The organism is Serratia sp. (in: enterobacteria), from assembly GCF_051654945.1.
Taxonomy (GTDB): domain Bacteria; phylum Pseudomonadota; class Gammaproteobacteria; order Enterobacterales; family Enterobacteriaceae; genus Chania.
On sequence record NZ_JBOFZA010000043.1, the window covers coordinates 209147 to 235293 of the forward strand.

Consider the following 26147-nt stretch of genomic DNA (forward strand, 5'->3'; position numbering starts at 1 on the left):
GAGCCTGCTCCCTACTGATAGTTAAAGTAGCTGACTGCGGTCGGCGCATCTTCTGGCGACTCGGCAACCGGTTCAAACTCATTGACGTTATCCAGCTCCGTCCCCATCGAGATGTTGGTGACTCGCTCAAGAATAATCTCCACCACCACCGGAACCTGATGCAGACGCATCAGCTCTTGCGCCTGCTGGAAGGCCGCAGCGATATCTTCCGGTTTCACCACGCGGATCGCCTTACATCCCAACCCTTCGACCACCTTGACGTGATCGACACCGTATTCGCCCACTTCCGGGTTGTTGATGTTTTCATAGGACAGTTGGACGCAGTAATCCATATCGAAACCGCGCTGCGACTGGCGGATCAGCCCCAGGTAGGCATTGTTGACCACCACGTGGATGTACGGCAGCTTGAATTGTGCGCCAACGGCCAGCTCTTCGATCATGAACTGGAAGTCGTAGTCGCCCGACAGCGCGATCACTTTGCGCTGCGGATCGGCGGCACAGACGCCTAATGCAGAAGGAAGGGTCCAGCCTAATGGGCCAGCCTGCCCGGCGTTAATCCAGTGGCGCGGTTTAAACACGTGCAGCATCTGCGCCGCCGCGATTTGTGAAAGCCCGATGGTGGTGACGTAGCAGGCATCACGCCCGAACGCCCGGTTCATCTCTTCGTAAACGCGCTGAGGCTTGATCGGCACGTTATCGAAGTGTGTTTTACGCAGCAGCGTTTGTTTGCGCTGGAGGCAGGTTTCCACCCATTGCGAACGATCTGGCAACGTCCCTTGGTCTGCACGTTCGCGCGCTCTTGCCACTAACATTTGCAGAGCGATTTTGGCATCGGAAACAATGCCCAGATCTGGGCAGATCACGCGACCAAGCTGGGTCGGTTCGATATCGATGTGGATCACCTTACGACCGGCGGTGTATTTATCTACCGAGCCGGTATGGCGGTTGGCCCAGCGGTTGCCGATGCCAAACACCAGATCCGAATCCAGCAGGTTGGCGTTACCGTAACGATGCGAGGTTTGTAATCCGGCCATCCCCGCCATCAGCGGGTGATCGTCCGGGATGCAGCCCCAACCCATCAGCGTTGGGATCACCGGCACGTTGCAGGTTTCCGCCAGCTCTTGCAGCAGGTCGGCCGCATCGGCGTTAAAGATGCCACCGCCGGCGATGATCAGCGGCTTGCTTGCTGCACACAGCATATCCAGGGCTTTATCGATTTGCGCCTGCGTGGCTGCGGGCTTGTAGGCACCCAGCGAGGAATAAGTTTCTGGATCAAACTCAATCTCGGCAATCTGCACGTCATAAGGCAAATCGACCAGCACCGGGCCAGGGCGCCCGGAGCGCATCAGGTGGAAGGCCTGCTGTAGCACTCGCGGCACCAGCGCCGGCTCCATAACCGTGACCGCCATTTTGGTGACCGGCTTGGCGATCGATTCAATATCTACCGCCTGAAAATCTTCCTTATGCAACCGCGCCCGGGGAGCCTGGCCGGTAATGCACAAAATAGGAATGGAATCGGCAGAGGCAGAATAAAGCGCGGTGATCATATCCGTTCCCGCTGGCCCTGAAGTACCAAGGCACACGCCGATATTGCCTGCCTTGGCCCTGGTGTAGCCCTCCGCCATATGGGAAGCACCTTCAACATGGCGCGCCAGATAGTGCTTGATGCCGCCGTGTTGACGCATCGCGTTATAGAAAGGGTTGATCGCCGCGCCAGGCACGCCGAATGCGGTCGTCACGCCTTCCTTTGCCAACACGTACATTGCCGCATCTACTGCTCGCATAATTGCCATCTAACTATTCTCCTAAATTTTTGGAAAAATTTTCCAAATTTAAAGTGAGTTCAAAAAAACCCGTTTAAGGGATAAACGGGGAGGTGTCCTCATCCTGTAGCCACAATCGCGGCTACAGGCCTTGCTTTAAAAGTGGTCTTTTTTACTGCGCGACTCACCTAGTGCGGTGCTGATGTCGTTGGCCACATCACGCACCAACTCCCCCAACTCCTTGAATCGATCGCTGCTGACTCGCGAACTGGGCCCCGAAATGGAGATGGCCGCAATCACGTTGTTGCTGCGGTCAAAGATCGCCGAGGCCAGGCAATTCAGGCCAAGTGCGTGCTCTTCAGCATCAACGGTGTAGCCTAGATCCTGCGATTGCGCTAAATCCTTGCGTAACAGGTTGACGCTGGTCAGGGTCTTCGGGGTAAACGAGTGCAGCCCCGAACGCACGAACAAATCCAGCATCTCCTCTTCCGCCAACGGGTACAACAGCGCTTTCCCCGCCCCGGATGCGTGCAACGGTAAGCGGCTGCCAAGTGGCGCACACATCCGCACCATGGCCTGACACTCACATTGACGGATCAACACGGCGTCAAAATTATTCCTGATGGCCAGATTGGCGGTTTCGCCTGACAACAGCATCAACCGCCGCATATAAGGCCCGGCCACCGAAACCACGTCCCGGTCATTCATATAGGCCGCGCCGACGGTAAACGACTGGATGCCGATATGCCACCAGCCAAGCTGTGGATCCTGAAAAACGAATTCCGATTTTTCTAAGACTTTCAATAATCTGAAAGTTGTGGATAGCGGTAACGCCAACTTCTCGGATAGCACGGAAACGGACGAACTTCCCCCGGCGTTGGCCAGAAATTGCAGGATCTCCAACCCACGATCCAACGCCTGTGCGCCTTTCGTCGCCCCTGCTTCTGTCGTTGGCCTTCCCTTTCTGCGTACTTCGTTCATTCAGGCTTTCCTTTATTTAGCTCAAGGTTTCCCGGCTATAATAAACAGCCTGTGCGCTTGGGGACAGCGCTATCCAAGCACCACCCGGTAAGTCTCCGGCAAATTCTTGACGATACAGTTATCGACACCGCCGCGATCGACCGTGAAAAAATCGGTGATCGCGCCATAAGCAAACAGCGGGTGATGCCAGACGTTGCGGTGATAATTCACCCCTTGCCTGCCGTTGGTAATAAAGGCGCGCAAGGTGTGCAACGGGATTTCGTCCCCCTCCCCGGCTTCAGCGACGATCACCACAAAGCGTTCCCCTCGCATGGGCATAAAAGCCTGTGAAGACAAAGGATGTTTCTCCAGAACTGAGAACTCCAACGGAAGTGTACAGGGTTCAGATCGGTTGATGCTGACCAGCACCCGGTGATCATCAGCGACTTCTACTTTAGCAAGGTCATGGTATCGCTCTGTTTTTCCATCATTAATATGAAAGAAAGGCGCGCCCTCGATCTGCAACACATTGCCATAAGGGGCAAAGGCTTCAGGCGTTAACTCAACGGCAATCAGGTCCATCAGTTTCTCCAGGATCGTTTCAAAAAGGAACATTACCGAATGCGCTAACTCTAATCAGGTAGCAGAGAATTTAAAAGCTAATCTTGGAAAGATTTTCCACAATACGATCGACCGCACATTTTTTGCACCACCATAAAAATATTACATTGATAATCAACCAATTAAAAAACAAACCACCGCGATACAGTTCATTAACAGAGTTGTCACTTTAGGCAGAGTTCAACAGATGAAGGGCGATAAAGCGTGAGCGCGATCACGGGAAGCGGCTTTATGACTAACCCATGGCGATTAAGGTAAGTAAATTCTTTTGCAACACTAGGGGAACGATGGCCGCACCGGTTAAGGAAGCGCAATGCTGGATCACGAAACAATTCGATCGTTTATCAAGGTCGCGGAATGTCAGAGCTTTTCCCGCGCCGCCGAATTACTGCACAAGACCACCGCCACCATCAGTTACCGCATTAAAACGTTGGAAGAAAGCATCGGCACCCAGCTTTTCATTCGTACTACCCGCAGCGTCAACCTGACGCCTGCCGGTGAATACCTGCTGGAACGTTGCCGCCAATGGCACAACTGGCTCGACTCCATGCCCGATGAACTACGCCAGATCAACGATGGTGTGGAGCATCAGGTCAATATCGTGATCAACAACCTGTTGTATAACCCCGCGAGCGTCGCCCGGCTGTTGGCCTATCTGCAACAGCGCTACCCCTTCACGCAGTTTCACATCTCGCGTCAGGTGTATATGGGAGTCTGGGATTCGTTATTACATGGGGATTTCCAACTGGCGATTGGCACCACCGGATCTGAATCGCTGGCCAATGACGTCAGCGTATTGAAATTGGGGGGCATCAGTTGGGTGTTTGTGGTCACGCCAGATCATCCGCTCACCGCCTGTCAGGACACGGCGCTACATGAAGATCGGCTACGCAGTTACCCGGCGATCAACGTGGAAGATACTTCACGCAACCTGACCAAACGCGTTGCCTGGCTGCTGCCTGGCCAAAAAGAGATTAAAGTCCCAGACCTGCGCAGTAAACTCGAATGTCACCTACAGGGGTTAGGCGTCGGGTTCTTGCCGAAAAAGCTGTGCCAGCCCTATCTGGATAGTGGCCAGTTGATCACCCGCGAAGTCGTCAATCAGCGGCAACCTTCACCGCTCTCCCTCGCCTGGCGTAACGACTGCGGTAAAGCCGTGGAAGAAATTGTCACGCTGTTTCAACGGCGCGATGAGCGTATCAGCGGCTTTCTGCAAGATATCGATTTACCGGTTTAACGCAGTTGATTTATTGCTTCTGGGCCGCTATCTGGGCCCGGAGTTTCTTTATCGGCGACGAAGGCTCCCGCTTCAGCACGTGCAGGAATTCATACGCCTTCTCATTGGTGGCGTACTCTGCCGGTACGCCAAAGTCCTGGATCATCATCCAGCGCTGGAACAGCTCGGGTTCGGACTCTTTGATAAACCACAGCATTTTAACCGCGGTCGTGGCGATGGCCGGAATAGCGGTGACGGTACCGTTGACCCATTTATTCAAGGTACTGCGCTGCACGCCCAACAAAATGCACAGTGCAGGCTGCTCAATGTCTAATCGTTCCAGATAGCTTTTAAACTCTGCTTGATTTTCCACCTTGCGGTTTCCTCTTTCCTTCCACAGACTTGCCGCAGTTTAGCACATTAATCCCGTCCCCCACAGCTACGGAAAACCCGCTTCCCCCAGTCCTGACACCCCCGAAAAAGGAGCTAATAGCTACGTGTTAATTGATTTTGAGAAACATTCTCAGTAGCTAATAAAATTGACATCCGTCAAAATAATGGCTAAAACGTGAGGAATACCTAAGAAAAATCTGTAGCATCGAGACGTAAAGCCAGGTCGAACAAGGGTTTTGCTACGTAGCTAGTAGGTTCGTAAAAATATCTAAAAATTAACGCATGAGCACCACGATGCCAGCGTGGCGAACCCAAAAAATAATCAAGCCAGGTCCCCTTTCTGCTGCCGTTGTTGAGTCATGGTCAGCAAGTCGACACCGCCAAAGGATAACGATCTTGAAAAAGACCCAAACCGACAGATTCAAACACCTGCCTGAGATGCAGCAATTCGTTTGTCTCAAAGCACTTCAGCATATCGAACAAACCGCACTGCAGTCCGGCGTGCTCGGCATGGCGGTCAGCGTATTGCTGACTGACGGTCATACGGTGACGCTCAGCAAGTTCAACGCGGCTCCAGAGGAAGTGTCCATCATGACTTCCTGGCAGCAATAGGTTCTTCGTGTCGAGAAAAGCATGTAGAAACAACCTGCTCACGGTGAATTCCGGCGATTTTCTGCAAAAAATGGGCTTATCCTCGTGATGCATTAGGCAATCTCCCTGGCGCTAGCGTAATATCTGGCAATATGTCTGACAGGAGGTTGTGCCATGTTTACTATTATCCCCATCGTGATCGTTGTCGCGTTGATTATCGTCTTCTCGAGCATCAAAATTGTGCCGCAGGGCTACCAATGGACGGTAGAACGTTTCGGCCGCTATACCAAAACGCTAATGCCGGGCTTAAACCTGGTGGTGCCTTTCATGGATCGTATTGGCCGTAAGATCAATATGATGGAGCAGGTGCTGGATATCCCGTCCCAGGAGATTATCTCACGCGATAACGCCAACGTGGCGATCGATGCCGTCTGCTTTATCCAGGTGGTCGATCCGGCCCGCGCCGCTTATGAGGTCAGTAACCTCGAGCAGGCAATCGTTAACCTGACCATGACCAACTTCCGTACCGTGCTCGGTTCCATGGAACTCGACGAAATGTTGTCGCAGCGCGATAGCATCAACAGCCGCCTGCTGCATATCGTCGATGAGGCCACCAACCCTTGGGGCGTCAAAATCACCCGTATCGAAATCCGTGACGTTCGCCCACCGGCCGAGCTGATTGTGGCGATGAACGCCCAGATGAAGGCCGAACGTACCAAACGTGCCGATATTCTGGAAGCGGAAGGGGTACGTCAAGCTGCGATCCTGCGCGCCGAAGGGGATAAGCAATCGCAGATCCTGAAAGCCGAAGGGGAGCGTCAGTCGGCGTTCTTGCAGGCAGAAGCGCGTGAGCGTGCTGCTGAAGCGGAAGCGCGAGCCACTCAGTTGGTTTCTGACGCCATCGCCAGCGGTAACATCCAGGCAGTCAACTACTTCGTGGCGCAGAAATATACCGATGCGCTGCAAAAGATCGGTTCTGCCAATAACAGCAAAGTGATCATGATGCCGCTGGATGCCAGCAGCCTGCTGGGGTCTATCGGCGGTATTACCGAGTTGCTGAAAGACAGCAAAGGTAAGTAATTATGGTGGAACAGATCGCAGCAAACCCACAATGGTTCTGGATCTCGCTTGGCGGGCTGTTGTTGGCTGCGGAAATGCTCGGTGCCAGCGGCTATCTGCTGTGGAGCGGTGTCTCTGCGGTGATCGTCGGGGTGATTGTCTGGTTGCTGCCGGAGTTGAGTTGGGAGTGGCAAGGTTCTCTGTTTGCCGTGATGACCATTGCCGTGGCCTACCTGTGGTGGTATTGGCTGCGCAAGCGGCCAACGGCGACCAGCGGGTCACCGGTGCTCAACCAGCGTAACCGGCAGTTGATCGGCACCCGCGCCACGCTGACCGAGGCGATGCATAACGGCCATGGCCGCATCAATATCGCCGACAGCAGCTGGCGTGCGCAAGCCAACGAGGATCTGCCGATCGGCACCGAAGTTGAAGTGGTGGCGGTCGAAGGCACCACCTTGGTGATCCGCGCCATAATACGCTAGCGTGAGTGGCAGCAGCCTGCCAGGTTATTAATGATCGGGCAGTCTGCGCCTTCATCGCCAGGGCATTGATCCGCCAGCGCCAGCAGCCGTTGACGCATTTCCCCCAGTTCGCTGATGTGCTTTTCAATATCGGCGACTTTCTGCAACGTACGGGCTTTAACATCGGCACTGTGACGCGCCGGATCGTTAAACAACGCGACCAGTTCGCGGCACTCATCAAGATTGAACCCCACCTGGCGAGCCTGGCGCAGCAGCGTCAGCTCTTCAATATGCCGGGCGTTGTAGCTGCGGTAGCCGTTGTCGGTACGGATCGGCGCAGTAACCAACCCTTTCTCTTCATAAAAACGGATGGCTTTGCTGGTCAGACCGGTTTTTTTGGCAACGTCGCTGATATTCACTCTATCCCCCTTGACCTTATTCTTTGCTAGCAGCCTGCAAGGCGGCTTTGCGAGCGTAATAAACTATAACCTTTTTATCCTTCTATTACCCCCTTTTGACTTTCAATCTACGGACGCAATATAAGGACTAGGGCTTTCTGCCCCCACAAGAAGGCCAGGTAATGTTCGCGCGGTAGATGACAGCTATCGATAACCCCAATAACCCTATGAGGCTTGTATTGTAGGGTTATTGGAGTTATTATTATTTCGACGGAGCGAGAATAAGGCAGGGAGATGAACAGCAAACAGATTATGAAAGATGTGGTTGCAGATGGATGGATTTTAGTCAGAGTTAACGGCAGCCACCATCACTTCACCCACCCAACAAAGCCGGGGCTAGTTACCATCCCGCATCCTAAAAAAGATTTACCGGCAGGCACGGTAAAAAGCATCAGGAAACAGGCGGGGATTTAACCCCGTTTTCTCGACGAGGCTTAAAATATGTTTTATCCCATTGCAATTGAAGCTGGAGATGATCACCACGCATACGGTGTGATTGTCCCTGATTTACCAGGCTGTTTTTCGGCTGGTGATACCTTGGATGAGGCAATCTCAGCCGCCAAAGAAGCGATTACTGGCCACATAGAAGTCCTGATCGAAATGGGTCAGGATATTCCGGCCGTTTCCAGTGTTGGCAAACTGGCAAAAGATCCTGAGTTTGCTGGTTACACTTGGGCCGTAGTAGACATTGATGTGTCGCGACTGCTCGGTGGCTCAGAAAAAATCAACGTCACACTTCCCAAGTCGTTGATTGACCGTATAGATCGCTGTGTGGCCACGCATCCAGAATTTAAAAGTCGTTCTGGATTTTTGGCAGAAGCGGCATTATCACGGATCAGCAACGTCCAGCAATAACATCCCCCTCTCCCCCGCTTCTGGCGGGGGTTCTGTTACCGGGCCTTATGTCGAATCGGGGTCGCGTTGTGGACACCGTTAATAAAAATTCTTTGGTATCAGGTTGACCTTACCCTTGCTGGAAGGTTTAAGCTCATTCTTAGTGGAGAAAACCAGGCGGTCAACCGCCATTATTTTGCGAGGAAAGCCATCATGTCACAAACTACCGTGCTAGCGTTGCAGGGATTATCCTGCATGAACTGCGCGCAAAAGGTGAAAAAAGCCTTGGAAAGCCGTGCAGATGTCGAGCAGGCCAACGTTAACGTTCACTACGCCAAAATCACCGGTGCGGCTCCGGCTGCTGAGTTGATCGACAGCGTCGTTGCCGCTGGTTACCAGGCCGAAATCGCCCAACAGGCAGACACCGAGCTACAACTCTCTGGCCTATCCTGCATGCATTGCGTGGGTAGCACCCGCAAAGCGCTGGAAGCGGTGCCGGGTGTGATTGCCGCCGATGTCACTATCGAAGGTGCCAAAATCTATGGCGATGCTAGCCCAGAGCAGCTCATCGCTGCCGTGGAGGATGCGGGTTATCACGCCAGCCAGGCGGGAGCCAATAGCCACCCAAAAACTGAGCCGCTGACTGAATCTGCCCCAAGCTTGCCGGAAACCCAGGCAGCGGCCCCCTCTTCCCTTCCGGCAATCGACACCGACGACAGCATCCAACTGCTGCTCAATGGGATGACCTGCGCCAGCTGCGTCAATAAAGTCCAGACGGCTTTACAGAACGTCCCTGGCGTTGAGCTGGCACGGGTAAACCTGGCGGAGCGCAGCGCGCTGATTACCGGTAACGCCACCCCGCAGGCATTGGTCGCGGCGGTAGAAAAGGCTGGCTATGGCGCAGAGATGATCCAGGACGAAACCGAGCGCCGCGAACGCCAACAGCAAACCGCCCAGGCCAATATGAAACGCTTCCGCTGGCAGGCTGCATTGGGTTTGGCGGTGGGCGTGCCGTTGATGGCCTGGGGCGTGTTGGGTGGCAGCATGTCGCTGACGCCAGACACCCAGCGGCCGTGGTTGGTGGTCGGCATCATCACCCTGGCGGTAATGGTGTTTGCCGGAGGCCACTTCTACCGCAATGCCTGGCGCTCGCTGATGAACGGCAGCGCCACCATGGATACGCTGGTCGCCCTGGGGACCGGTGCCGCCTGGCTGTACTCCATCAGCGTCAACCTGTGGCCAGACTTCTTCCCGATGGAAGCACGGCATCTGTATTACGAAGCCAGTGCGATGATCATTGGCCTGATCAACCTTGGCCATGCCATGGAGCAACGCGCACGCCAGCGTTCTTCTCAGGCGCTGGAACGGCTGCTGGATCTGACTCCGCCAACCGCCAGACTGGTGACTGAATCTGGTGAGCAAAGTATCCCCCTGGCAGAGGTGCAACTAGGCATGACATTGCGCCTGACGACGGGCGATCGTATCCCGGTTGACGGTGAGATCGTGCAAGGAGAAGTGTGGATCGATGAGGCCATGCTGACCGGCGAAGCGCTGCCACAGCAAAAAAGCGTCGGCGATACCGTGCATGCCGGTACGGTAGTGGATGACGGCAGCGTGCTGTTCCGCGCGGCGGCCATTGGCACCCAAACCACGCTGGCTCGCATTATCAAGCTGGTACGTCAGGCGCAAAGCAGCAAACCGGAAATCGGCAAGCTGGCAGACCGCATCTCGGCGGTATTTGTCCCCACCGTGGTCGCTATTGCTCTGTTCAGCGCCGCGATCTGGTACTTTTTGGGCCCGCAGCCGCAGTTGGTCTACACGCTGGTGATCGCGACCACGGTGCTGATCATCGCCTGCCCTTGCGCCCTGGGGCTGGCCACGCCGATGTCTATCATCTCTGGCGTTGGCCGGGCTGCAGAGTTTGGGGTGCTGGTGCGTGATGCCGATGCCCTGCAACAGGCCAGCAATCTCGATACGCTGGTGTTTGATAAAACCGGTACGCTGACGGAAGGCCAACCGCGTGTGGTGGAAATCCTCACCTTTAACCAGGTGGATGAGCAGCAGGCATTACGCTGGGCCGCCGCGCTGGAACAAGGGGCTAGCCACCCACTGGCGCGCGCCATCGTCGATCGCGCCGAAGGGCAGCCCTTGCCTGCGGTGGAACAGTTCCGCACCTTGCGCGGCTCCGGCGTCAGCGGTGAAGTTGAAGGTGTGCAGCTATTGTTGGGCAACGCCAAGCTGTTGCAAGAAAATCAGATCGCGACCGATGCACTCTCGCAGCAGATACAGCAGCAGGCCGAACGCGGTATCACCCCCGTGCTGTTGGCAGCCAATGGCAAACCGGCCGCCTTGTTCGCCATCCGCGATCCGTTACGCGGCGACAGCGTCAGTGCGTTGCAGCGTCTGCACCAACAAGGCTATCAACTGGTGATGTTGACGGGGGATAACCCGATAACTGCCAACGCGATTGCCAAAGAAGCCGGTATCGACCGCGTGATTGCAGGTGTCTTGCCAGACGGTAAGGCCGCAGCGATCAAACAGCTGCAGGCCCAAGGCCACCGGGTAGCGATGGTCGGCGACGGCATCAACGACGCCCCGGCGCTAGCCCAGGCCGACGTCGGGATCGCCATGGGCGGCGGCAGCGATATCGCCATTGAGACTGCCGCCATCACCCTGATGCGCCATAGCCTGAACGGTGTGGCAGACGCATTGGCCTTGTCAAAGGCGACACTGCGTAATATGAAGCAGAACCTGCTCGGGGCCTTTATCTACAACGCGCTTGGCATCCCCATTGCCGCCGGTGTGCTGTACCCACTGACGGGCACCCTGCTCAGTCCGGTGGTCGCCGGGGCGGCAATGGCGCTCTCCTCCATCACCGTGGTCAGCAACGCCAACCGATTACTGCGTTTTAAACCCAAGCAGTAACCCTCAACCGGAGCGCAAGCCAACGCGCTCCGGCCTTTTGAGATAATTCCTCTGCCCTCGGGCTTTATTGTCAGCCACTTAGCGTTTAGCATGGGGAAAAGCCAGCGGCTATCCTGCCAGTTGGTGAGAAAGATCAGGAGCCACGCTGTATGGGTCAACTGTTACGCCGCATTGCCGCCTTTCTCGGTATTCTTTCCCCGCAGAGCTACACCTACCCGGCTTTGGACATCAGGCTTAGCGGCAATCGCCAGCTGCATCTGGTCGGCAGCATTCATATGGGCACCGTCGATATGTCGCCTCTGCCTGCCCGGTTGGCGGCACGCCTGCGCCAGGCCGATGCATTGATCGTCGAGGCCGATATTACCGGCTCCTCTTCCCCCTTTGGCCACGCTGAACCTCAGCTTGAACTCGAACAACGTCTTGGCGATGAACAATTCCAACGGTTGCGGGTGCTATGCCAGGAACTGGGCGCGGACGTAGCAGGCTTTTCTGCCCTTCCCGGCTGGCAGATTGCGCTGATGATGCAGGCACGGCAGGCTCAGCGGCTGGGATTACGCGCCGAATACGGGATCGATTACCAGTTGCTGCAAGCCGCTAAAGTACAACAGACGCCAGTGATCGAACTGGAAGGAGCAGAGGAACAGCTGACCATGTTGGAGCAACTGCCAGAAGGCGGCATGGCGCTGCTGCACGATACGTTGGAGCACTGGCATACCAACGCCCGTTTGCTGCAAACCATGGTGAGCTGGTGGCTGGATGCCAAGCCAAACGCCACGGAGGAAACACTCCCCTCCACCTTCAGCGCCGAGCTGTATGACGTTCTGATGCAGCGCCGCAATCGCCACTGGCAGCAAAAACTGGAAGCGTTACCGCCAGGCAACTATGTGGTGGCGGTCGGGGCTTTGCACCTGTATGGCGAGGACAATTTACCCGCCATGCTGCAGGCACGATAAAAAAGTGGCCAATATCGCTATTGGCCAGTCAAAGAGGAATTTTTCATATTTTAGTTATACGCATAGTAACCGTGTTAACGATTACAATAGACAGGGTAGCAACCTGACGAACCTATTGGCAACTGCCTTTCACGTTCCTAGGCACAGGTTGCTCATTTGCTTCCATTTTTGTAATTTTGTTGCCAGCGATTGCAACTTCCCTCGGTTTTGGAAAATACACTATGACACCCGCAGTGGTTCTGCTTGAAAAACAAAAGGTGGCCTTCACCCTCCACGCTTATCACCACGATAGCGAAGAAACCCACTTTGGCGACGAGGTGGTAAAAAAGCTGGGGCTGAACGCCGAACAGGTCTACAAAACGCTGTTGGTAGCCCTGAATGGTGATGCAAAAAACCTGGCCGTCGCGGTGACACCAGTGGCAACCCAGTTGGACTTGAAGAAGGTGGCGAAGGCGCTCGGAGCCAAGAAGGCCGAAATGGCCGATCCGACAATCGCACAGCGAGTAACGGGTTATCTGGTCGGTGGGATCAGCCCGCTCGGGCAAAAGAAACGCCTCCCGACGGTGATCGACGCCCCGGCGCAGCAGTTCACCACCATTTTCGTTTCCGGCGGCAAGCGCGGGCTGGATATCGAATTGGCGGCAAGCGACCTGTGCCGTCTGCTATCCGGTAGCTTTGCCGAGATCGCCAAGCGGGATTAAGAGGTTTCCTCTCCCAAAGGGAGAGGAAACCTAGCGTGGCACAGGTTAACGCCTGCGCCTGACGTTACTTATAGACAATTTCGCCTTTAGGCTCATACGCCGCCGCATCCAGCGGTGAGTGCTTCTCGATATACTGCTTCAGCACTTCCGCATCGATAAAGCCGGTATTAACGTAGCTTGGCAGAGTGTCGATCTTCGGATAGCCATCGCCGCCCAACGCATTGAAGTTCAGCGTCGCCAGACGATAGGTTTTGTCTGCCTGTAACGGTTCGCCCTTGATTTTGACATCGCTGACGCCCTTACCGTCCGCCACCAAGCTGACGTTGGCGAACTGCGCATAGGCACCGGAATCCACCTTCATATTGGCTACCGCTGCCAGATACGGTTCAACCTCGCTGCCTTTCATATCCACATACACCAGCGTGTTGCCAAACGGCTGCACCTTCAGCACGTTTTTATAGGTGATATCACCGGCTTCGATCGAATCACGCACGCCACCACCGCTCATCACGGCAAAATCAGCGTTGGCACGCTCCATCTGTGCGGCCAGCAATACACGCGACAGATTGGTCTGTACGAAGCGGACTTTACTGCGATCCCCTTCCAGCTTGCCGTTAACGCTGCCCACCTTCACTTCCAACTGCGCCTGCCCCTTATCCTGGAACGGCGTCAGCAGTTTCATCATTGCCGGATCTTCCTGGATCTGCTGGGTATAAAATACCCGCTCGCTGGTGCCGTCGGCCTTCTCTACCTTTTTCTTCAGGTTGACCGGGATCAGTTGGTAATGCACCAGCTTCAGCTCACCGTTGCGGAACTGGAAGTCCGCACGACCTACGTATTTCCCCCATTCGTGGGCCTGCACGATCCAGGTTCCATTCTGACGGTCTGGCGCACAAGGCGTGCCTGGCACGTAATCCACCTGTTTGTGGTTTTCACTCGCCATACACACCGGATTTTGCGAATGCCCGCCGACAATCATATCCAGGTAGCCCGCAGGCAGGCTGCGCGCCATCTCCACGTCCCCCGGTGCGTTGGAGCCATGATTACCATCGTCGTAGTGGCCCATATGGGTGGCGGCGATAATCACGTCCGGCTTCTCGTCTTTGCGCAACTGATCTACTACCTGTTTGGCTTCCTGTGCCGGGACACGGAACTCGATATCGGTAAAGTATTCCGGGTTGCCGATTTTTGCCGTGTCATCGGTAGTCAGGCCGATCACCGCAATCTTGACCCCTTGCTTTTCAAACAGGGCATAAGGCTTGAACAGGCGTTGCTGGGTGCTTTTTTGATAGATATTGGCGGACAGCAGCGGGAAAGAAGCCCACTTTTCCTGCTGGCGCAATACGCTGAGCGGGTTGTCAAATTCGTGGTTGCCGATTGCCATCGCGTCGTAACCAATCAGCGTCATGCCACGGAAATCGGGTTCAGCATCCTGTAAATCCGACTCTGGTACACCGGTATTGATATCCCCACCAGACAGCAGCAGCACGCTGCCACCTTGTGCCGCCACTTCCTTGCGGATGCTGTCCACCAGCGTTTTTTGCGCCCCCAGGCCGTACTCACCGTGATCGTTCTGCCAGAAATGGCCGTGATGGTCGTTGGTGTGCAGGATGGTGATATCGTAGGTTTTATCCTTTTCCCAGGCACTGGCGGTTCCCGCAAACAACGTCAGGGAAACAGCCAACGCACATGCGGTGGTGTGAAGCGAAAAGCGCATGGCAGATCTCCATTGTTAATAATGGGTATTTTTGATGAGGACGAAATTGTAACGCGAATCAGCTGCAACTAATTTCAATTTTTTGCGACATACGTCAAATTATGTCGGAAAGGCAACGATGGGTGGATCGGCCTGTCGATCAATGCCCACTCTCAATAGCACGTAATGATCGACCAGAATCGGCAACCCCGTTGTCGGACGAAAGATGAACGTTATAAGATGTCGCTCTGTCCTCTCTCACTTACCAGGCTAATTATACTATGACTGATCGTAGTGAAACGGCTATTGCACCGGTAAAAAGCAGCGCGGTTAAGGGCACGGCGTTCTCTATTCTCGGTGCTATCAGCGTTTCTCACCTGCTCAACGATATGATCCAATCGCTGATCCTGGCGATTTACCCAATCCTGCAAGCCGACTTCAACCTCAGCTTTGTGCAGATCGGGATGATCACCCTGACCTATCAGCTCACCGCCTCGCTGCTGCAACCGCTGATTGGTTATTACACCGACAAACATCCGCAGCCTTATTCGCTGCCCATCGGCATGGGCTTCACGCTGTCAGGCTTGCTGCTGCTTTCGGTGGCCAACACCTTCCCTCTGGTGCTGCTGGCAGCGGCTTTGGTGGGGACGGGTTCCTCTGTGTTCCATCCAGAGTCATCCCGCGTCGCACGCATGGCATCTGGTGGACGGCACGGCCTGGCCCAGTCGTTGTTTCAGGTAGGGGGTAACTTCGGCAGCTCCCTCGGCCCATTGTTAGCCGCGCTGATTATCGCGCCCTACGGCAAGGGCAATGTCGCCTGGTTCTCTTTGGCGGCGCTATTGGCCATTGTGGTTTTGCTCCAGGTCAGTAAATGGTATCAGCAACAACATCGGGCGGCCCAAGGCAAGCCAAAAGCCGCTTCCCTGGTCAAACCGCTGCCAAAACGTACGGTAGTGTTCTCGTTAAGCATCCTGCTGGTGCTGATATTCTCCAAATACTTCTACTTGGCGAGCATAAGCAGCTATTACACCTTTTATCTGATGCATAAGTTCGGTGTTTCGATACAGAATGCCCAGATCCACCTGTTCGCCTTCCTGTTTGCCGTAGCGGCAGGAACCATCATTGGCGGGCCTCTGGGTGATAAGTTCGGGCGTAAATATGTTATTTGGGGCTCTATCCTGGGTGCAGCGCCATTTACCCTGGCTTTACCCTATGCATCCCTGTACTGGACCGGCATTTTAACGGTGATCATCGGGGTTATTCTGGCCTCGGCTTTCTCGGCGATACTGGTGTATGCGCAAGAGTTGATCCCCGGTAAAGTGGGGATGGTTTCCGGACTATTCTTCGGTTTTGCTTTCGGTATGGGCGGGTTAGGCGCGGCAGTTCTTGGTTATGTTGCCGATTTGACCAGTATTGAGCTGGTTTACCAAATCTGCGCATTCCTGCCGCTTATCGGTATTATCACTGCATTGCTACCAAATATGGATCATAACCAGCAATAACCCTGACAGCACCCCGGCTTAGCGAAGTGGTTAAGCCGGGTTATCTACTCCTTACCCCCATTTAATCTGGTTAATTAAGCCATAATTCACCTTCCTCCTGCCAAAATAGACGATTAGTCTGGTTTTTTACACAAAAGGCTAAATTAGCTAAGCAATGCGCGCACAAATGCAATAAACTAAATGTATCCTTTCGTAACACCCGTGAGCACAACCAGAGGAGTATGGATGCATAATTCAACACCCTTGATCACCACTATTGTTGGAGGGTTAGTACTCGCCTTCCTCTTCGGAATGCTGGCAAACCGCCTGCGCATCTCCCCGTTGGTAGGGTATCTGGCCGCAGGCGTACTTGCCGGCCCGTTTACCCCCGGTTTTGTCGCCGATACCTCATTGGCGCCGGAACTCGCGGAGATTGGGGTGATCCTGCTGATGTTCGGTGTTGGTCTCCATTTCTCGCTTAAAGATCTTCTCGCAGTAAAAAATATCGCTATCCCAGGGGCCATTGCCCAAATCGCCGTTGCTACGGTGCTCGGGATGGGATTGTCCAAACTGATGGGCTGGGATCTGGTTTCCGGCCTGGTGTTCGGCCTGTGTCTGTCCACCGCCAGTACCGTGGTACTGCTGCGCGCGCTGGAAGAACGGCAACTGATCGATAGCCAGCGTGGGCAGATCGCCATCGGCTGGCTGATTGTCGAAGATCTGGCCATGGTTCTGGCCCTGGTTCTGCTGCCGGCGTTTGCCAATATGATCGGCAGCAATAACGCCAGCACCACGCAACTGCTGACCGAATTGGCCATCACCATTGGCAAGGTTATTGCCTTTATCGCGCTGATGATTGTCGTTGGCCGCCGGGTGGTGCCCTGGATCCTGGCAAGAACCGCCAGTACCGGCTCACGCGAGCTGTTTACGCTGGCCGTGCTGGCACTGGCGCTGGGCATTGCCTACGGCGCTGTCGGTCTGTTTGACGTCTCATTTGCCCTGGGTGCCTTCTTTGCCGGCATGGTGCTGAACGAGTCAGAACTGAGCCACCGGGCGGCACACGATACGTTGCCGCTGCGCGACGCCTTTGCGGTGCTGTTCTTTGTCTCGGTCGGCATGCTGTTCGATCCGATGATCCTGCTGCACGAGCCGCTGGCGGTGCTGGCTACTCTGGCGATTATCCTGTTTGGTAAGTCGGTGGCGGCCTTCGCGCTGGTCAAAATGTTCGGCCACTCCAAGCGTACCGCGCTGACCATTTCCGCCAGCCTGGCGCAGATTGGTGAGTTCGCCTTTATTCTGGCAGGACTGGGGGTCACGTTGGGTATGATGGATCAGCATGGCCGCAATCTGGTGCTGGCCGGGGCGATCCTGTCAATCATGCTCAACCCGCTGCTGTTTACCCTATTGGAGCGCTATCTGGCCAAGACGGAAACCATCGAGGATCAGATCCTGGAAGAAGCCGTGGAGGAAGAGAAGCAGATCCCGGTCGATATCTGCAATCACGCAGTCGTAGTTGGCTATGGCCGGGTGGGCAGCCTGTTAGGAGCCAAACTGACCGAAGAAGGGGTCTCGATGGTGGTGATAGAAAACTCCCGCCCGCGGGTTGAAGCTCTGCGTGCTCAAGGGATCAAGGCAGTGTTAGGCAATGCGGCTAATCCAGAAATTATGGAATTGGCGCGGCTAGACTGTGCACGCTGGTTGCTGCTGACTATCCCCAACGGTTACGAAGCCGGTGAGATCGTCGCTTCGGCTCGCACCAAGCGCCCGACTCTGGAGATTATCGCCCGTGCGCATTATGACGACGAGGTTTCGTATATTTCCGACCGGGGTGCCGATCAGGTGGTGATGGGTGAACGCGAAATCGCCAACAGCATGTTGAATATCCTCAAGCTGGATTCGCTGTCGGAAGAAGAGAAGATGGCCGCCTGCCCAATCTGAGGTGGTGATTTAAGCCGGGGCGTCATTTGATGCCCCTCACCCAACCCCAAGGAGAGGGGACCGATCGAGTTCGTTGATTCCCCAACACCTTCCGAAGCAGCACAGTCCAACCACGGGCTCTGGTCAGCCCCCTCGCCCTTTGGGAGAGGGTTGGGGGGAAAATGCGACGTTTTTACCGTTCCCAGTAAGACTCTTCCAGACTGTCTTCCCGCTCCGGCAGTCCACGTGTCAAACGTGGCGAATGCTGGTTAAGCACCTGATAGCTTACGCGGTTGGCATATTTACAGACCTGTGCCAAAGACGAATAGGTCAGATAGCTGCGCACATGCTTGCTGGAATTTGGCACGTTATTGCGGTGATAGCCGTTAGCGGCGATATCATGCAGCAGCGCAGACAACGCACCGTCGCCCGCACCGTTGGTATTCATGATCTTTTCCGGGCCGCCCATATACGGGGCAATGTGCGAATAGACTTTAAGTGCGTTCTCACAGCTTTCACGACGCATCGCACGGCTGAATTCGAAACGGTTAAACTCGGCGATATGGCCCGGCAATAGCGGATGCTGAGTCTCACGCTTGTTGGCCTCTTCGGTATAGCCTGCCATATACAGGCCATTCGGCCCCGCGGTACACAGCACCAAATCCACCCAGTCCAGCGCCATCTCTGACGCCATCAGCGGATCGCTCAATCCGGTCAACTCCATCGCTTCATCTTCATTCATCGCCAGAATGGAGACATGTTCCTTAAGGAAGTCGCGCCACCACAGCGGGTTATCCGCAATAACGTATTTGGTGCCCAGCGTCAGCACCACTGGCACATCATGCTTCTTGGCAAACTCAATCGCCTGCATGGTCGCTTGCGGCATCGGCTCACCCGGTTTGCAACGCACCAGATAAGAGGTCAGCACCAATGCCGCAGCCCCGGCGATCACCTCTTCAGGAATGCTTTCCGGGCGCAGCTGATTCATCTGACCAGGGCTGATGGCAAAGGTGCGCTCGCCGCTTTCGCTAATCAGCGTAAAGCAGCGGCCAATGGCCCCATCCACCGCTTGCAGGTAGTTGAGATCGGTACGGCTGGAGGTATTGCACAGGTAGCGATAAGCGTAGCTGCCAATTTTGACGTTGCTGCACATCACACCAAGCAACACCGAGCGATCGTCCGCCAGCACCGAATAGTTGTGCAAGGTGTTACCGATGGTGCCACCGGCAAATTGGTGAGTGATCAGGTTATTGTCGATAAGCTCCTGATACAGCGCTTCGGCAACGTCGTCTTCAATGACCAGCGAATGGCCCAGACTGAGGCCGTAGCGTTCGACAAACGCATCATCCACTTTAGCTTCGATATCGACCAGCGTCTGATCGATACCGACGACGTAAGAGGTACTGACTTCACTTTCAGGCTGTGTCTGCTGCAATAACGGATCGCGGGCGTTAACCGGAAAATAATGTTTGGATTTACGTTTACCAGGAAATTTCATGTGATTGGCGGTGAGTTGCGGTGAACAGGCGGGAATGTTAGCACATTCCAGCCCGATTGCTGCGCTTTCACGTTGGCATTTTGTCAACCATAGCGCGAAAAACCGCCTTGATTACAGCCGTTGCGCCACTAGCTGTTGCATCATATCGATGTGGGCGGCGTCATCATTCAATGCCGGGATATATTCAAACTTCTCGCCACCCGCCTTCAGGAAGATCTCGCGGTTCTGCTCTTTGATCTCCTCCAGCGTTTCCAGGCAATCCGCCGAGAAACCGGGGCAAATCAGCTGGATATGCTTCACTCCCTGCGCCGGTAACCTCTTCAGGGTTTCGTCGGTATACGGCGTCAGCCAAGGTTCCCGGCCAAAACGTGATTGATAGGTCATCATCACCCGATCTGGAGACAACGGTATGGCCGCCGTCAGTGCACGATAGGTATCGTCACAACGTTGTGGGTAATCGTCGCCCAGCGTGGCGTAACGCTTTGGAATACCGTGGAATGACATTAACAGGCGATCTGGTTTGCCATGCTCAGCGAACGCCCGTTCCACGCTTTGCTGCAAGGCCAGAATATACGCCGGGTGCTCGGCATAATCGCGGATAAAGCCGATCGACGGCAGGCGGCGATAGCCTTTCAGCACCCGCGCAATGCCATCCCAGACCGCTGCGCTGGTTGAACAGGAGTATTGCGGATACAGCGGCAGCACCACCAGATTGGTCACGCCCTGCGCCAACAGGCTGTCGATGGCCTGTGCCAGGCTGGGTGAACCGTAGCTCATGCCCAGTTCAACCGGGGTATTTGGCATGCGTGCCGCCAGTTCCCGCTGTTGGCGGCGGCTGTAGACCAACAGCGGTGAGCCTTCCTCCATCCACACGGATTGATAAAGCTTTGCCACACGCGGTGAACGGATGGGCAGAATGATGCCGTTGAGAATAGGCCACCAGATCGCCGGCGCAGTGTCGACCACCCGGTTGTCACTGAGAAATTCTTTCAGATAGCGTTTTACCGCCTGCGGGGTAGGTGCGTCTGGCGTCCCCAGATTCACCAGCAAAACCCCGTGTTTCTCTTGTTTCATTCCGATCCCCTTATCCTTCCCGGTAAATACCCTGTTATTTCTCAGTGTATTAACCGCCATTAATGCGGCCTATTGTAACGGAAAAGCGCGGGACCGGAACCTATATCAACAACAGGCAGGTTGGGATTATTTTTGCGCCAGTTGCCAGACGGCGGCCACGTTGCGTGCCGTGACTTCAAGATTATGGGCCGCCTCCGCCAGCGCCTCTGGCAATGTCACGATACGATCGATCACTGAGAACGCAGCGTCAATGCCGTGTTGATGCACTACCTGATAATCTTTCGACAGGCTACCGGCAATGGCGATCACCGGTAACTGATGGCATTTGGCAACCCGCGCGACGCCGATCGGCGTTTTGCCGTGGATCGACTGGCTATCGAGCCGCCCTTCGCCGGTGATCACCAAGTCGGCATCACGCACCGCGTCTTCCAGCTGCAGCGTTTCGATCACGATATCGATACCAGGCCGCAGCTCGGCGGCCAGAAAACCGATCAAGGCAGCCCCCATCCCCCCGGCAGCGCCCGAACCCGGCACCTGCAACACCTTGCGCCCGGTGGTCTGCTCCAGCAGCGTACCGTAATGATACAGCGCCTGATCCAGTTGCTGCACCTTCTCCGGCGTGGCCCCTTTTTGTGGGCCGAAGATCGCCGAAGCTCCGTGATCGCCGCACAGCGGATTATCCACGTCACAGGCTACCGTGATACTCACCTGCTGCAAACGGGGATCGAGGTGGCTGAGATCGATATGTGCCAATTGCGCCAATGCAGCCCCGCCGGGCCGTAGTTCTTGCTGCTGAGCGTCGAGCAACCTGGCTCCCAGCGCCTGCATCATGCCCGCCCCACCATCGTTGGTTGCGCTGCCGCCAATGCCCAGAATGATCGATTGCACACCCCGTTGCAGGGCCGCCAGGATCAGCTCACCGGTGCCGAAACTGCTGGTCACTAACGGATCGCGCTCGTCACCCGTCACCAGATGCAGCCCGGACGCGGCCGCCATTTCGATAACAGCGGTTTTCCCTTCCCCCAGCAGACCATAAAATGCTGCGGTTGATTTACCCTGCGGCCCGCTCACCTGCACATCAATGATTTCCCCGCCGGTTGCGGCCACCATCGCATCGACGGTGCCCTCGCCGCCATCGGCCATGGGCAGCAAGACATAGTGCGCGTGCGGGTAGATCTGCCGGAAACCACGTTCGATCGCTTCTGCGACACCCTGAGCACTCAGGCTCTCTTTAAAGGAGTCGGGGGCAATTACCACTTTCTTGAGGGTGTTCATCATCAGCGCCTTAGTCTTCAGAAGATGCCACTGCATCGGTTAGTGATTACCATACTCTGCCGACACGGGAAATTCTTTAGCGTTAATTACAAACAAGATGGCCAAAAACGGCATTATTTATGTGTATTCACACAACTTAATCATGCATTAACATGCCGATATACAGTTGCAATACGTCCGCCAATTGGTTGATCTTCAGGCCGGTATTTTTTTCGACGCGCTGTAGGCGATAACGCAGGGTGTTAACGTGAATATGCATCTGCGCCGCCGTCTTGGTTTGGTCACAGTTGTGATTGAAATAGTGGCGCAGCGTGTTTCTCAGCACCCCTTTCTCATCCTGGGTGCTCAATTGCTGCCAGGGCCGGGAAAGCTCCTGAGCGCGCCAATCCTCCCCCAAATCACACAACAGTGAGGGCAGCGGGTAGTCGTTATAGAACAGCGTATGCTGAAGCAAATTAAGGCGGCGCGCCATGGTTTGTACTGCCCGCGCGGTCTGAATAGAGCGGTAGACGCCCTCCTCGCCACTGTAAAAGCCGCCGACGATCAGCCGCAGGCCAAAGCGCTGCCGGAGTTCATGCTGGAGCTGTTGGGCCAGCTTGCGCTCCTGCTGCACATCCCACCCCCCCTGTTTCATGCAAGCCGGGCGTAACAGCACCAGTTCATTAAAGCTGGTCAGGGTGATGAGTGCCTCACGTTGAGTGACCTCCAACTCTGCCAACAGACCTCTTAACACTTGAGGTTGCGGTTCATACAGCTCAAGCAACCAGACAATGCGCGGCTGTTGCAGATCCAGTTCAAGATAGGCCGCCATCGCTTCGCGCGAACCGGGCTCACTACGCCCTTGCAGCAGTTGGTTAGCCAGTTCTTCCCGATAACGCTTTTCCCACTGATGTTGATCGAGCATCGCTGCCTGCTCGACCATCAGCTCCGCCGCCATTTTCACCAGCTCGCCATAGGCGCGCACCTGGGCCGGATCGCCGGAAACCCCTATCGCCCCCACCAGTTGGTTACGAAAGCTGAACGGCAGATTGATGCCCGGTTGCACGCCCTTCAGATGCTGTGCCGTCGCCTCATCAATCTCTACCACCCGGTTTTCGGTCAAGGCCAATACCGCGCCTTCGTGGCGCTGATACAGGCGTGAGGCGTTGCCGGAAGCGATAATCACGCCGTTGCTATCCATCACGTTGACCGAGTGGTGAATGATGCTCATGGCACGCTGTACGATCTGACGCGCTGTCGCTTCTTGCAAAAAATTTGTCTGCCTGGGCATGCGGCTCTTCCTCTGGGCTTCATGGTGCCACTGTCAAGCTAGCATGCAGCGGCAAAAAAAACGCCGGGCAGCAACAGCAAGCCCAGCGTTTTTTACAGCGTAAACACCGATTAGCCCAGAATGGCCGCCAGCTCAGCGCTCACTTCTGTCACTTTACGGGTGCCATCGATCTTGTGGTAAGCCGTGTTACCCGCCTCGGCTTCTTTATGATAGTAAGACACCAGTGGCGCGGTCATCTGATGGTATTCCACCAGGCGCTTACGCACGGTCTCTTCCTGATCGTCTTTGCGGGTGGTCAGCTCTTCGCCGGTAGCGTCGTCTTTACCTTCCACCTTCGGCGGATTGAATTTGATGTGGTACACGCGGCCAGATGGCGCATGTACACGGCGGCCAACGATACGATCGACGATCAGTTCGTCCGGCACGTCAAATTCCAGCACGTAATCCACTTTGATGCCGGCTTCTTTCATGGCATCGGCCTGTGGAATGGTGCGTGGGAAACCGTCCAGCAGGAAACCGTTACGGCAGTCTTCCTGGGTGATGCGCTCTTTAACCAGCGCAATAACCAGTTCATCGGTCACCAGCTTGCCGGCGTCCATGATTTCTTTCGCCTTTTGACCCAGTTCAGAACCGGCCTTGACGGCTGCGCGCAACATATCACCCGTAGAGATTTGCGGAATGCCGTATTTCTCCATGATGAATTGAGCCTGAGTGCCTTTACCAGCGCCTGGAGCGCCCAGCAGAATGATACGCATTGCGTAAATCCCCTTGCTATGTATTTCCCTTCATTCTTCGGGCCGTAGCCGGAAGTTTATCGGGTTTGAGTTTTTATTAAATTTCGAAAACACTCAACCTTACCATTTCTGATGGGGTTGGCTCAAGGTAGCTGGAGGAAATCGATTGCGGAAAAACCGGGCTGAAACGAGGCAAGCAACGGAAAAATTTAAAGGAAATAGAAGAGATTACGCCCCAAACCCGCAGGTCTGGGGCGCATTTATCTGATTAAGCCGATAACAGCTTGTTCATGCGGCGGATAAACTGGTTAGGATCTTCCAGCGTACCACGCTCGGCCAGCAGGGCCTGATCCAACAGCAGATCGATCCATTCGGCAAATTGTTCGTTATCGCCCACGTCAGATGCGCGTTTGACCAGCGCATGCTCCGGGTTCAGCTCGAAGATATACTTCACTTCCGGCGCAGCCTGGCCCGCAGCGGCAAACAGCTTGGCCATCTGAGTACTCATTTCGTCAGCGTCGGTAGTTACAATTGCCGGCGTATCCGTCAGGCGATGTGTCAGACGCACGTCCTTCACGCGCTCACCCAGCAGCGTCTTGACCCGCTCGATAAACGGCTCCAGCTGCTTCTCGGCTTCTTTCTGCTCTTCGGTTTCATCCGCCAGCTTATCCAACGCTTCATCCGCTTTGCTGACCGACTGGAACACCTTGCCGTCAAACTCGGTCAGGTAGCTCATCATCCACTCATCGATGCGGTCAGACAGCAGCAGCACTTCGATGCCTTTTTTACGGAACAGCTCCAGGTGCGGGCTGCTCTTGGCAGCGGCATAGCTGTCGGCGGTGATGTAGTAAATCTTGTCCTGGCCTTCCGCCATACGGCCAACGTACTCTTCCAGCGAGACGGTTTGCGCCGAGCTGTCGTTATGCGTAGAAGCAAAGCGCAGCAGTTTGGCGATGGCTTCTTTATTGCCGCCGTCCTCCGCTGGGCCTTCTTTCAGTACCATACCGAACTGCTGCCAGAACTTCTGGTAGGCTTCGGCATCGTCTTTTGCCAGTTTCTCCAACATCTGCAGCACGCGTTTGGTCAGCGCGCCACGCAGGTTCTGGGTAACACGGCTGTCTTGCAGAATTTCACGCGATACGTTCAGCGGCAGATCGTTGGAATCGATCAGACCACGCACAAAGCGCAGATAGTTCGGCATGAACTGCTCGGCGTCATCCATGATAAACACGCGCTGAACGTACAGTTTCAGGCCGTGTTTGTGATCGCGATTCCACATATCCCACGGCGCCTGGGCCGGGATATACAGCAGGCTGGTGTATTCCTGCTTGCCTTCCACCCGGTTGTGGCTCCAGCTCAGCGGATCGGTAAAGTCATGGGCAATGTGCTTGTAGAACTCTTTGTATTCTTCTTCGCTCACGTCTGACTTGCTGCGAGTCCACAATGCTTGCGCCTTGTTGATCTTCTCCCAGGTGACGGTGCCGTCTTCTTCATTCTTGGTTTCGATCTCTACCGGCAGCGCAATATGATCGGAATATTTGCCAATCACCGAGCGCAGACGCCAGCCGTCGAGGTATTCATCTTCGCCTTCACGCAGGTGCAGGGTAATTTCGCTGCCGCGATCGGCCTTGTTGATATCAGCGATGGTGTAGTCGCCTTCACCGGCAGACTCCCAGTACACCCCTTGATCTTGCGCAGCACCGGCCGCACGGGTACGTACGGTGACTTTGTCCGCTACGATGAACGCTGAGTAGAAGCCCACGCCGAACTGACCGATCAACTGGCTGTCTTTCGCCTGATCGGAGCCGATAGACTCCAGGAAGGCTTTGGTGCCGGACTTGGCAATCGTCCCCAGGTTTTCAATCACTTCTTCGCGGCTCATGCCGATGCCGTTATCGGCAATCGTCAGGGTGCGCTTCTCTTTGTCGAAGGACAGACGCACACGCAGTTCGCCATCACCTTCATACAGCTCAGGGGTGGAAAGCGCGCGGAAACGCAGCTTATCCGCCGCATCGGAGGCGTTGGAGATCAGCTCACGCAGGAAGATTTCTTTATTGGAGTACAGCGAATGAATCATCAAATGAAGCAGTTGTTTTACTTCAGACTGGAACCCACGGGTTTCTTGACCTTTCATACTCATTGATTACCTCAAAGACAGTAACGACCAAATCGGACATGGGGATTAAGTGGGGTTAACTTTGAGGTTTTTCAAGCGGCTGGCAGGGAATTTTTTGACAACTGATTGCGGGGCAAAAGGCTGCCCCGCA

At 55.1% G+C, this 26147-nt stretch carries 23 protein-coding genes; 11 read left to right on the forward strand and 12 right to left on the reverse strand.

Features of this window, described 5'->3' with window-relative positions; translation table 11 throughout:
• Positions 1-11: 11 nt before the first annotated feature.
• The 3 genes from gcl to ACRDCA_RS07050 all read right to left on the reverse strand — a co-directional run bounded on the left by gcl (position 12) and on the right by ACRDCA_RS07050 (position 3305).
• Positions 12-1793, reverse strand: coding sequence for a glyoxylate carboligase (gene gcl, locus ACRDCA_RS07040; protein WP_438688882.1), 1782 nt, complete (start codon positions 1791-1793; stop codon positions 12-14).
• 126 nt (positions 1794-1919) lie between these two features.
• The gene (allR, locus tag ACRDCA_RS07045; protein ID WP_438688883.1) at positions 1920-2744 is read right to left on the reverse strand and encodes an HTH-type transcriptional repressor AllR; all 825 of its coding nucleotides are present in this window, start codon (positions 2742-2744) and stop codon (positions 1920-1922) included.
• 69 nt (positions 2745-2813) lie between these two features.
• The gene (locus ACRDCA_RS07050; RefSeq protein ID WP_438688884.1) at positions 2814-3305 is read right to left on the reverse strand and encodes an ureidoglycolate lyase; all 492 of its coding nucleotides are present in this window, start codon (positions 3303-3305) and stop codon (positions 2814-2816) included.
• A 352-nt stretch (positions 3306-3657) separates the two neighbouring features.
• Here ACRDCA_RS07050 and allS point away from each other — a divergent pair, with 352 nt between their 5' ends.
• Positions 3658-4581, forward strand: a complete 924-nt coding sequence (gene allS / locus ACRDCA_RS07055) for an HTH-type transcriptional activator AllS (protein ID WP_438688885.1) — start codon at positions 3658-3660, stop codon at positions 4579-4581.
• Positions 4582-4591: 10 nt separating this feature from the next.
• On the opposite strand, the gene ACRDCA_RS07060 is transcribed toward allS, so the two are convergent.
• Positions 4592-4933, reverse strand: coding sequence for a hypothetical protein (locus ACRDCA_RS07060; protein WP_438688886.1), 342 nt, complete (start codon positions 4931-4933; stop codon positions 4592-4594).
• 416 nt (positions 4934-5349) lie between these two features.
• Here ACRDCA_RS07060 and ACRDCA_RS07065 point away from each other — a divergent pair, with 416 nt between their 5' ends.
• The 3 genes from ACRDCA_RS07065 (at position 5350) to ACRDCA_RS07075 (ending at position 7085) form a co-directional block, all read left to right on the forward strand.
• Positions 5350-5565: a hypothetical protein gene (locus ACRDCA_RS07065; protein ID WP_438688887.1), complete on the forward strand. Its 216-nt coding sequence runs from the start codon at positions 5350-5352 to the stop codon at positions 5563-5565.
• A gap of 153 nt (positions 5566-5718) precedes the next feature.
• On the forward strand, positions 5719-6624 hold the full coding sequence (locus ACRDCA_RS07070) for an SPFH domain-containing protein (protein WP_438688888.1): 906 nt from the start codon (positions 5719-5721) through the stop codon (positions 6622-6624).
• Positions 6625-6626: 2 nt separating this feature from the next.
• Positions 6627-7085 (forward strand): NfeD family protein, encoded by a 459-nt coding sequence (locus ACRDCA_RS07075; protein ID WP_438688889.1) that lies wholly within the window; start codon positions 6627-6629, stop codon positions 7083-7085.
• Here the strand turns inward: ACRDCA_RS07075 and cueR are convergent.
• Positions 7082-7483: a Cu(I)-responsive transcriptional regulator gene (gene cueR / locus ACRDCA_RS07080; RefSeq protein ID WP_438688890.1), complete on the reverse strand. Its 402-nt coding sequence runs from the start codon at positions 7481-7483 to the stop codon at positions 7082-7084. The two genes, ACRDCA_RS07075 and cueR, sit on opposite strands and share 4 nt — an antisense overlap.
• Positions 7484-7756: 273 nt before the next feature.
• Here cueR and ACRDCA_RS07085 point away from each other — a divergent pair, with 273 nt between their 5' ends.
• The 5 genes from ACRDCA_RS07085 (at position 7757) to ybaK (ending at position 12935) form a co-directional block, all read left to right on the forward strand.
• Positions 7757-7936, forward strand: coding sequence for a type II toxin-antitoxin system HicA family toxin (locus tag ACRDCA_RS07085; RefSeq protein WP_438688891.1), 180 nt, complete (start codon positions 7757-7759; stop codon positions 7934-7936).
• Positions 7937-7963: 27 nt separating this feature from the next.
• Positions 7964-8377 (forward strand): type II toxin-antitoxin system HicB family antitoxin, encoded by a 414-nt coding sequence (locus ACRDCA_RS07090; RefSeq protein ID WP_438688892.1) that lies wholly within the window; start codon positions 7964-7966, stop codon positions 8375-8377.
• 192 nt (positions 8378-8569) lie between these two features.
• On the forward strand, positions 8570-11281 hold the full coding sequence (gene copA / locus ACRDCA_RS07095) for a copper-exporting P-type ATPase CopA (protein WP_438688893.1): 2712 nt from the start codon (positions 8570-8572) through the stop codon (positions 11279-11281).
• Between the two features lie 149 nt (positions 11282-11430).
• On the forward strand, positions 11431-12234 hold the full coding sequence (locus ACRDCA_RS07100) for a TraB/GumN family protein (protein WP_438688894.1): 804 nt from the start codon (positions 11431-11433) through the stop codon (positions 12232-12234).
• A 221-nt stretch (positions 12235-12455) separates the two neighbouring features.
• Positions 12456-12935, forward strand: a complete 480-nt coding sequence (gene ybaK, locus ACRDCA_RS07105) for a Cys-tRNA(Pro)/Cys-tRNA(Cys) deacylase YbaK (protein ID WP_438688895.1) — start codon at positions 12456-12458, stop codon at positions 12933-12935.
• Positions 12936-12999: 64 nt separating this feature from the next.
• On the opposite strand, the gene ushA is transcribed toward ybaK, so the two are convergent.
• Positions 13000-14652: a bifunctional UDP-sugar hydrolase/5'-nucleotidase UshA gene (ushA, locus tag ACRDCA_RS07110; protein WP_438688896.1), complete on the reverse strand. Its 1653-nt coding sequence runs from the start codon at positions 14650-14652 to the stop codon at positions 13000-13002.
• 260 nt (positions 14653-14912) lie between these two features.
• Here ushA and ACRDCA_RS07115 point away from each other — a divergent pair, with 260 nt between their 5' ends.
• Positions 14913-16133, forward strand: coding sequence for an MFS transporter (locus ACRDCA_RS07115; protein WP_438688897.1), 1221 nt, complete (start codon positions 14913-14915; stop codon positions 16131-16133).
• A gap of 225 nt (positions 16134-16358) precedes the next feature.
• Positions 16359-18050, forward strand: coding sequence for a YbaL family putative K(+) efflux transporter (ybaL, locus tag ACRDCA_RS07120; RefSeq protein ID WP_438688898.1), 1692 nt, complete (start codon positions 16359-16361; stop codon positions 18048-18050).
• Between the two features lie 172 nt (positions 18051-18222).
• Here ybaL and ACRDCA_RS07125 read toward each other — a convergent pair whose 3' ends face one another.
• The 6 genes from ACRDCA_RS07125 to htpG all read right to left on the reverse strand — a co-directional run bounded on the left by ACRDCA_RS07125 (position 18223) and on the right by htpG (position 26014).
• Positions 18223-19527, reverse strand: a complete 1305-nt coding sequence (locus tag ACRDCA_RS07125; RefSeq protein ID WP_438688899.1) for an inosine/guanosine kinase — start codon at positions 19525-19527, stop codon at positions 18223-18225.
• Between the two features lie 111 nt (positions 19528-19638).
• Positions 19639-20601 carry a ferrochelatase gene (hemH, locus tag ACRDCA_RS07130; protein WP_438688900.1) on the reverse strand — a complete coding sequence of 321 codons (963 nt, stop codon included), beginning with the start codon at positions 20599-20601 and terminating at the stop codon, positions 19639-19641.
• A gap of 126 nt (positions 20602-20727) precedes the next feature.
• Complete coding sequence (locus ACRDCA_RS07135; RefSeq protein ID WP_438689027.1) at positions 20728-21876, reverse strand: glycerate kinase; 1149 nt, start codon at positions 21874-21876, stop codon at positions 20728-20730.
• Positions 21877-22012: 136 nt separating this feature from the next.
• A complete protein-coding gene (locus tag ACRDCA_RS07140; RefSeq protein ID WP_438688901.1) occupies positions 22013-23146 on the reverse strand; it encodes a sugar diacid recognition domain-containing protein in 1134 nt (377 codons plus the stop codon).
• Positions 23147-23256: 110 nt separating this feature from the next.
• Positions 23257-23901, reverse strand: a complete 645-nt coding sequence (adk, locus tag ACRDCA_RS07145) for an adenylate kinase (protein WP_025122518.1) — start codon at positions 23899-23901, stop codon at positions 23257-23259.
• Between the two features lie 247 nt (positions 23902-24148).
• Positions 24149-26014, reverse strand: coding sequence for a molecular chaperone HtpG (gene htpG, locus ACRDCA_RS07150; protein WP_438688902.1), 1866 nt, complete (start codon positions 26012-26014; stop codon positions 24149-24151).
• Between the last annotated feature and the right edge of the window lie 133 nt (positions 26015-26147).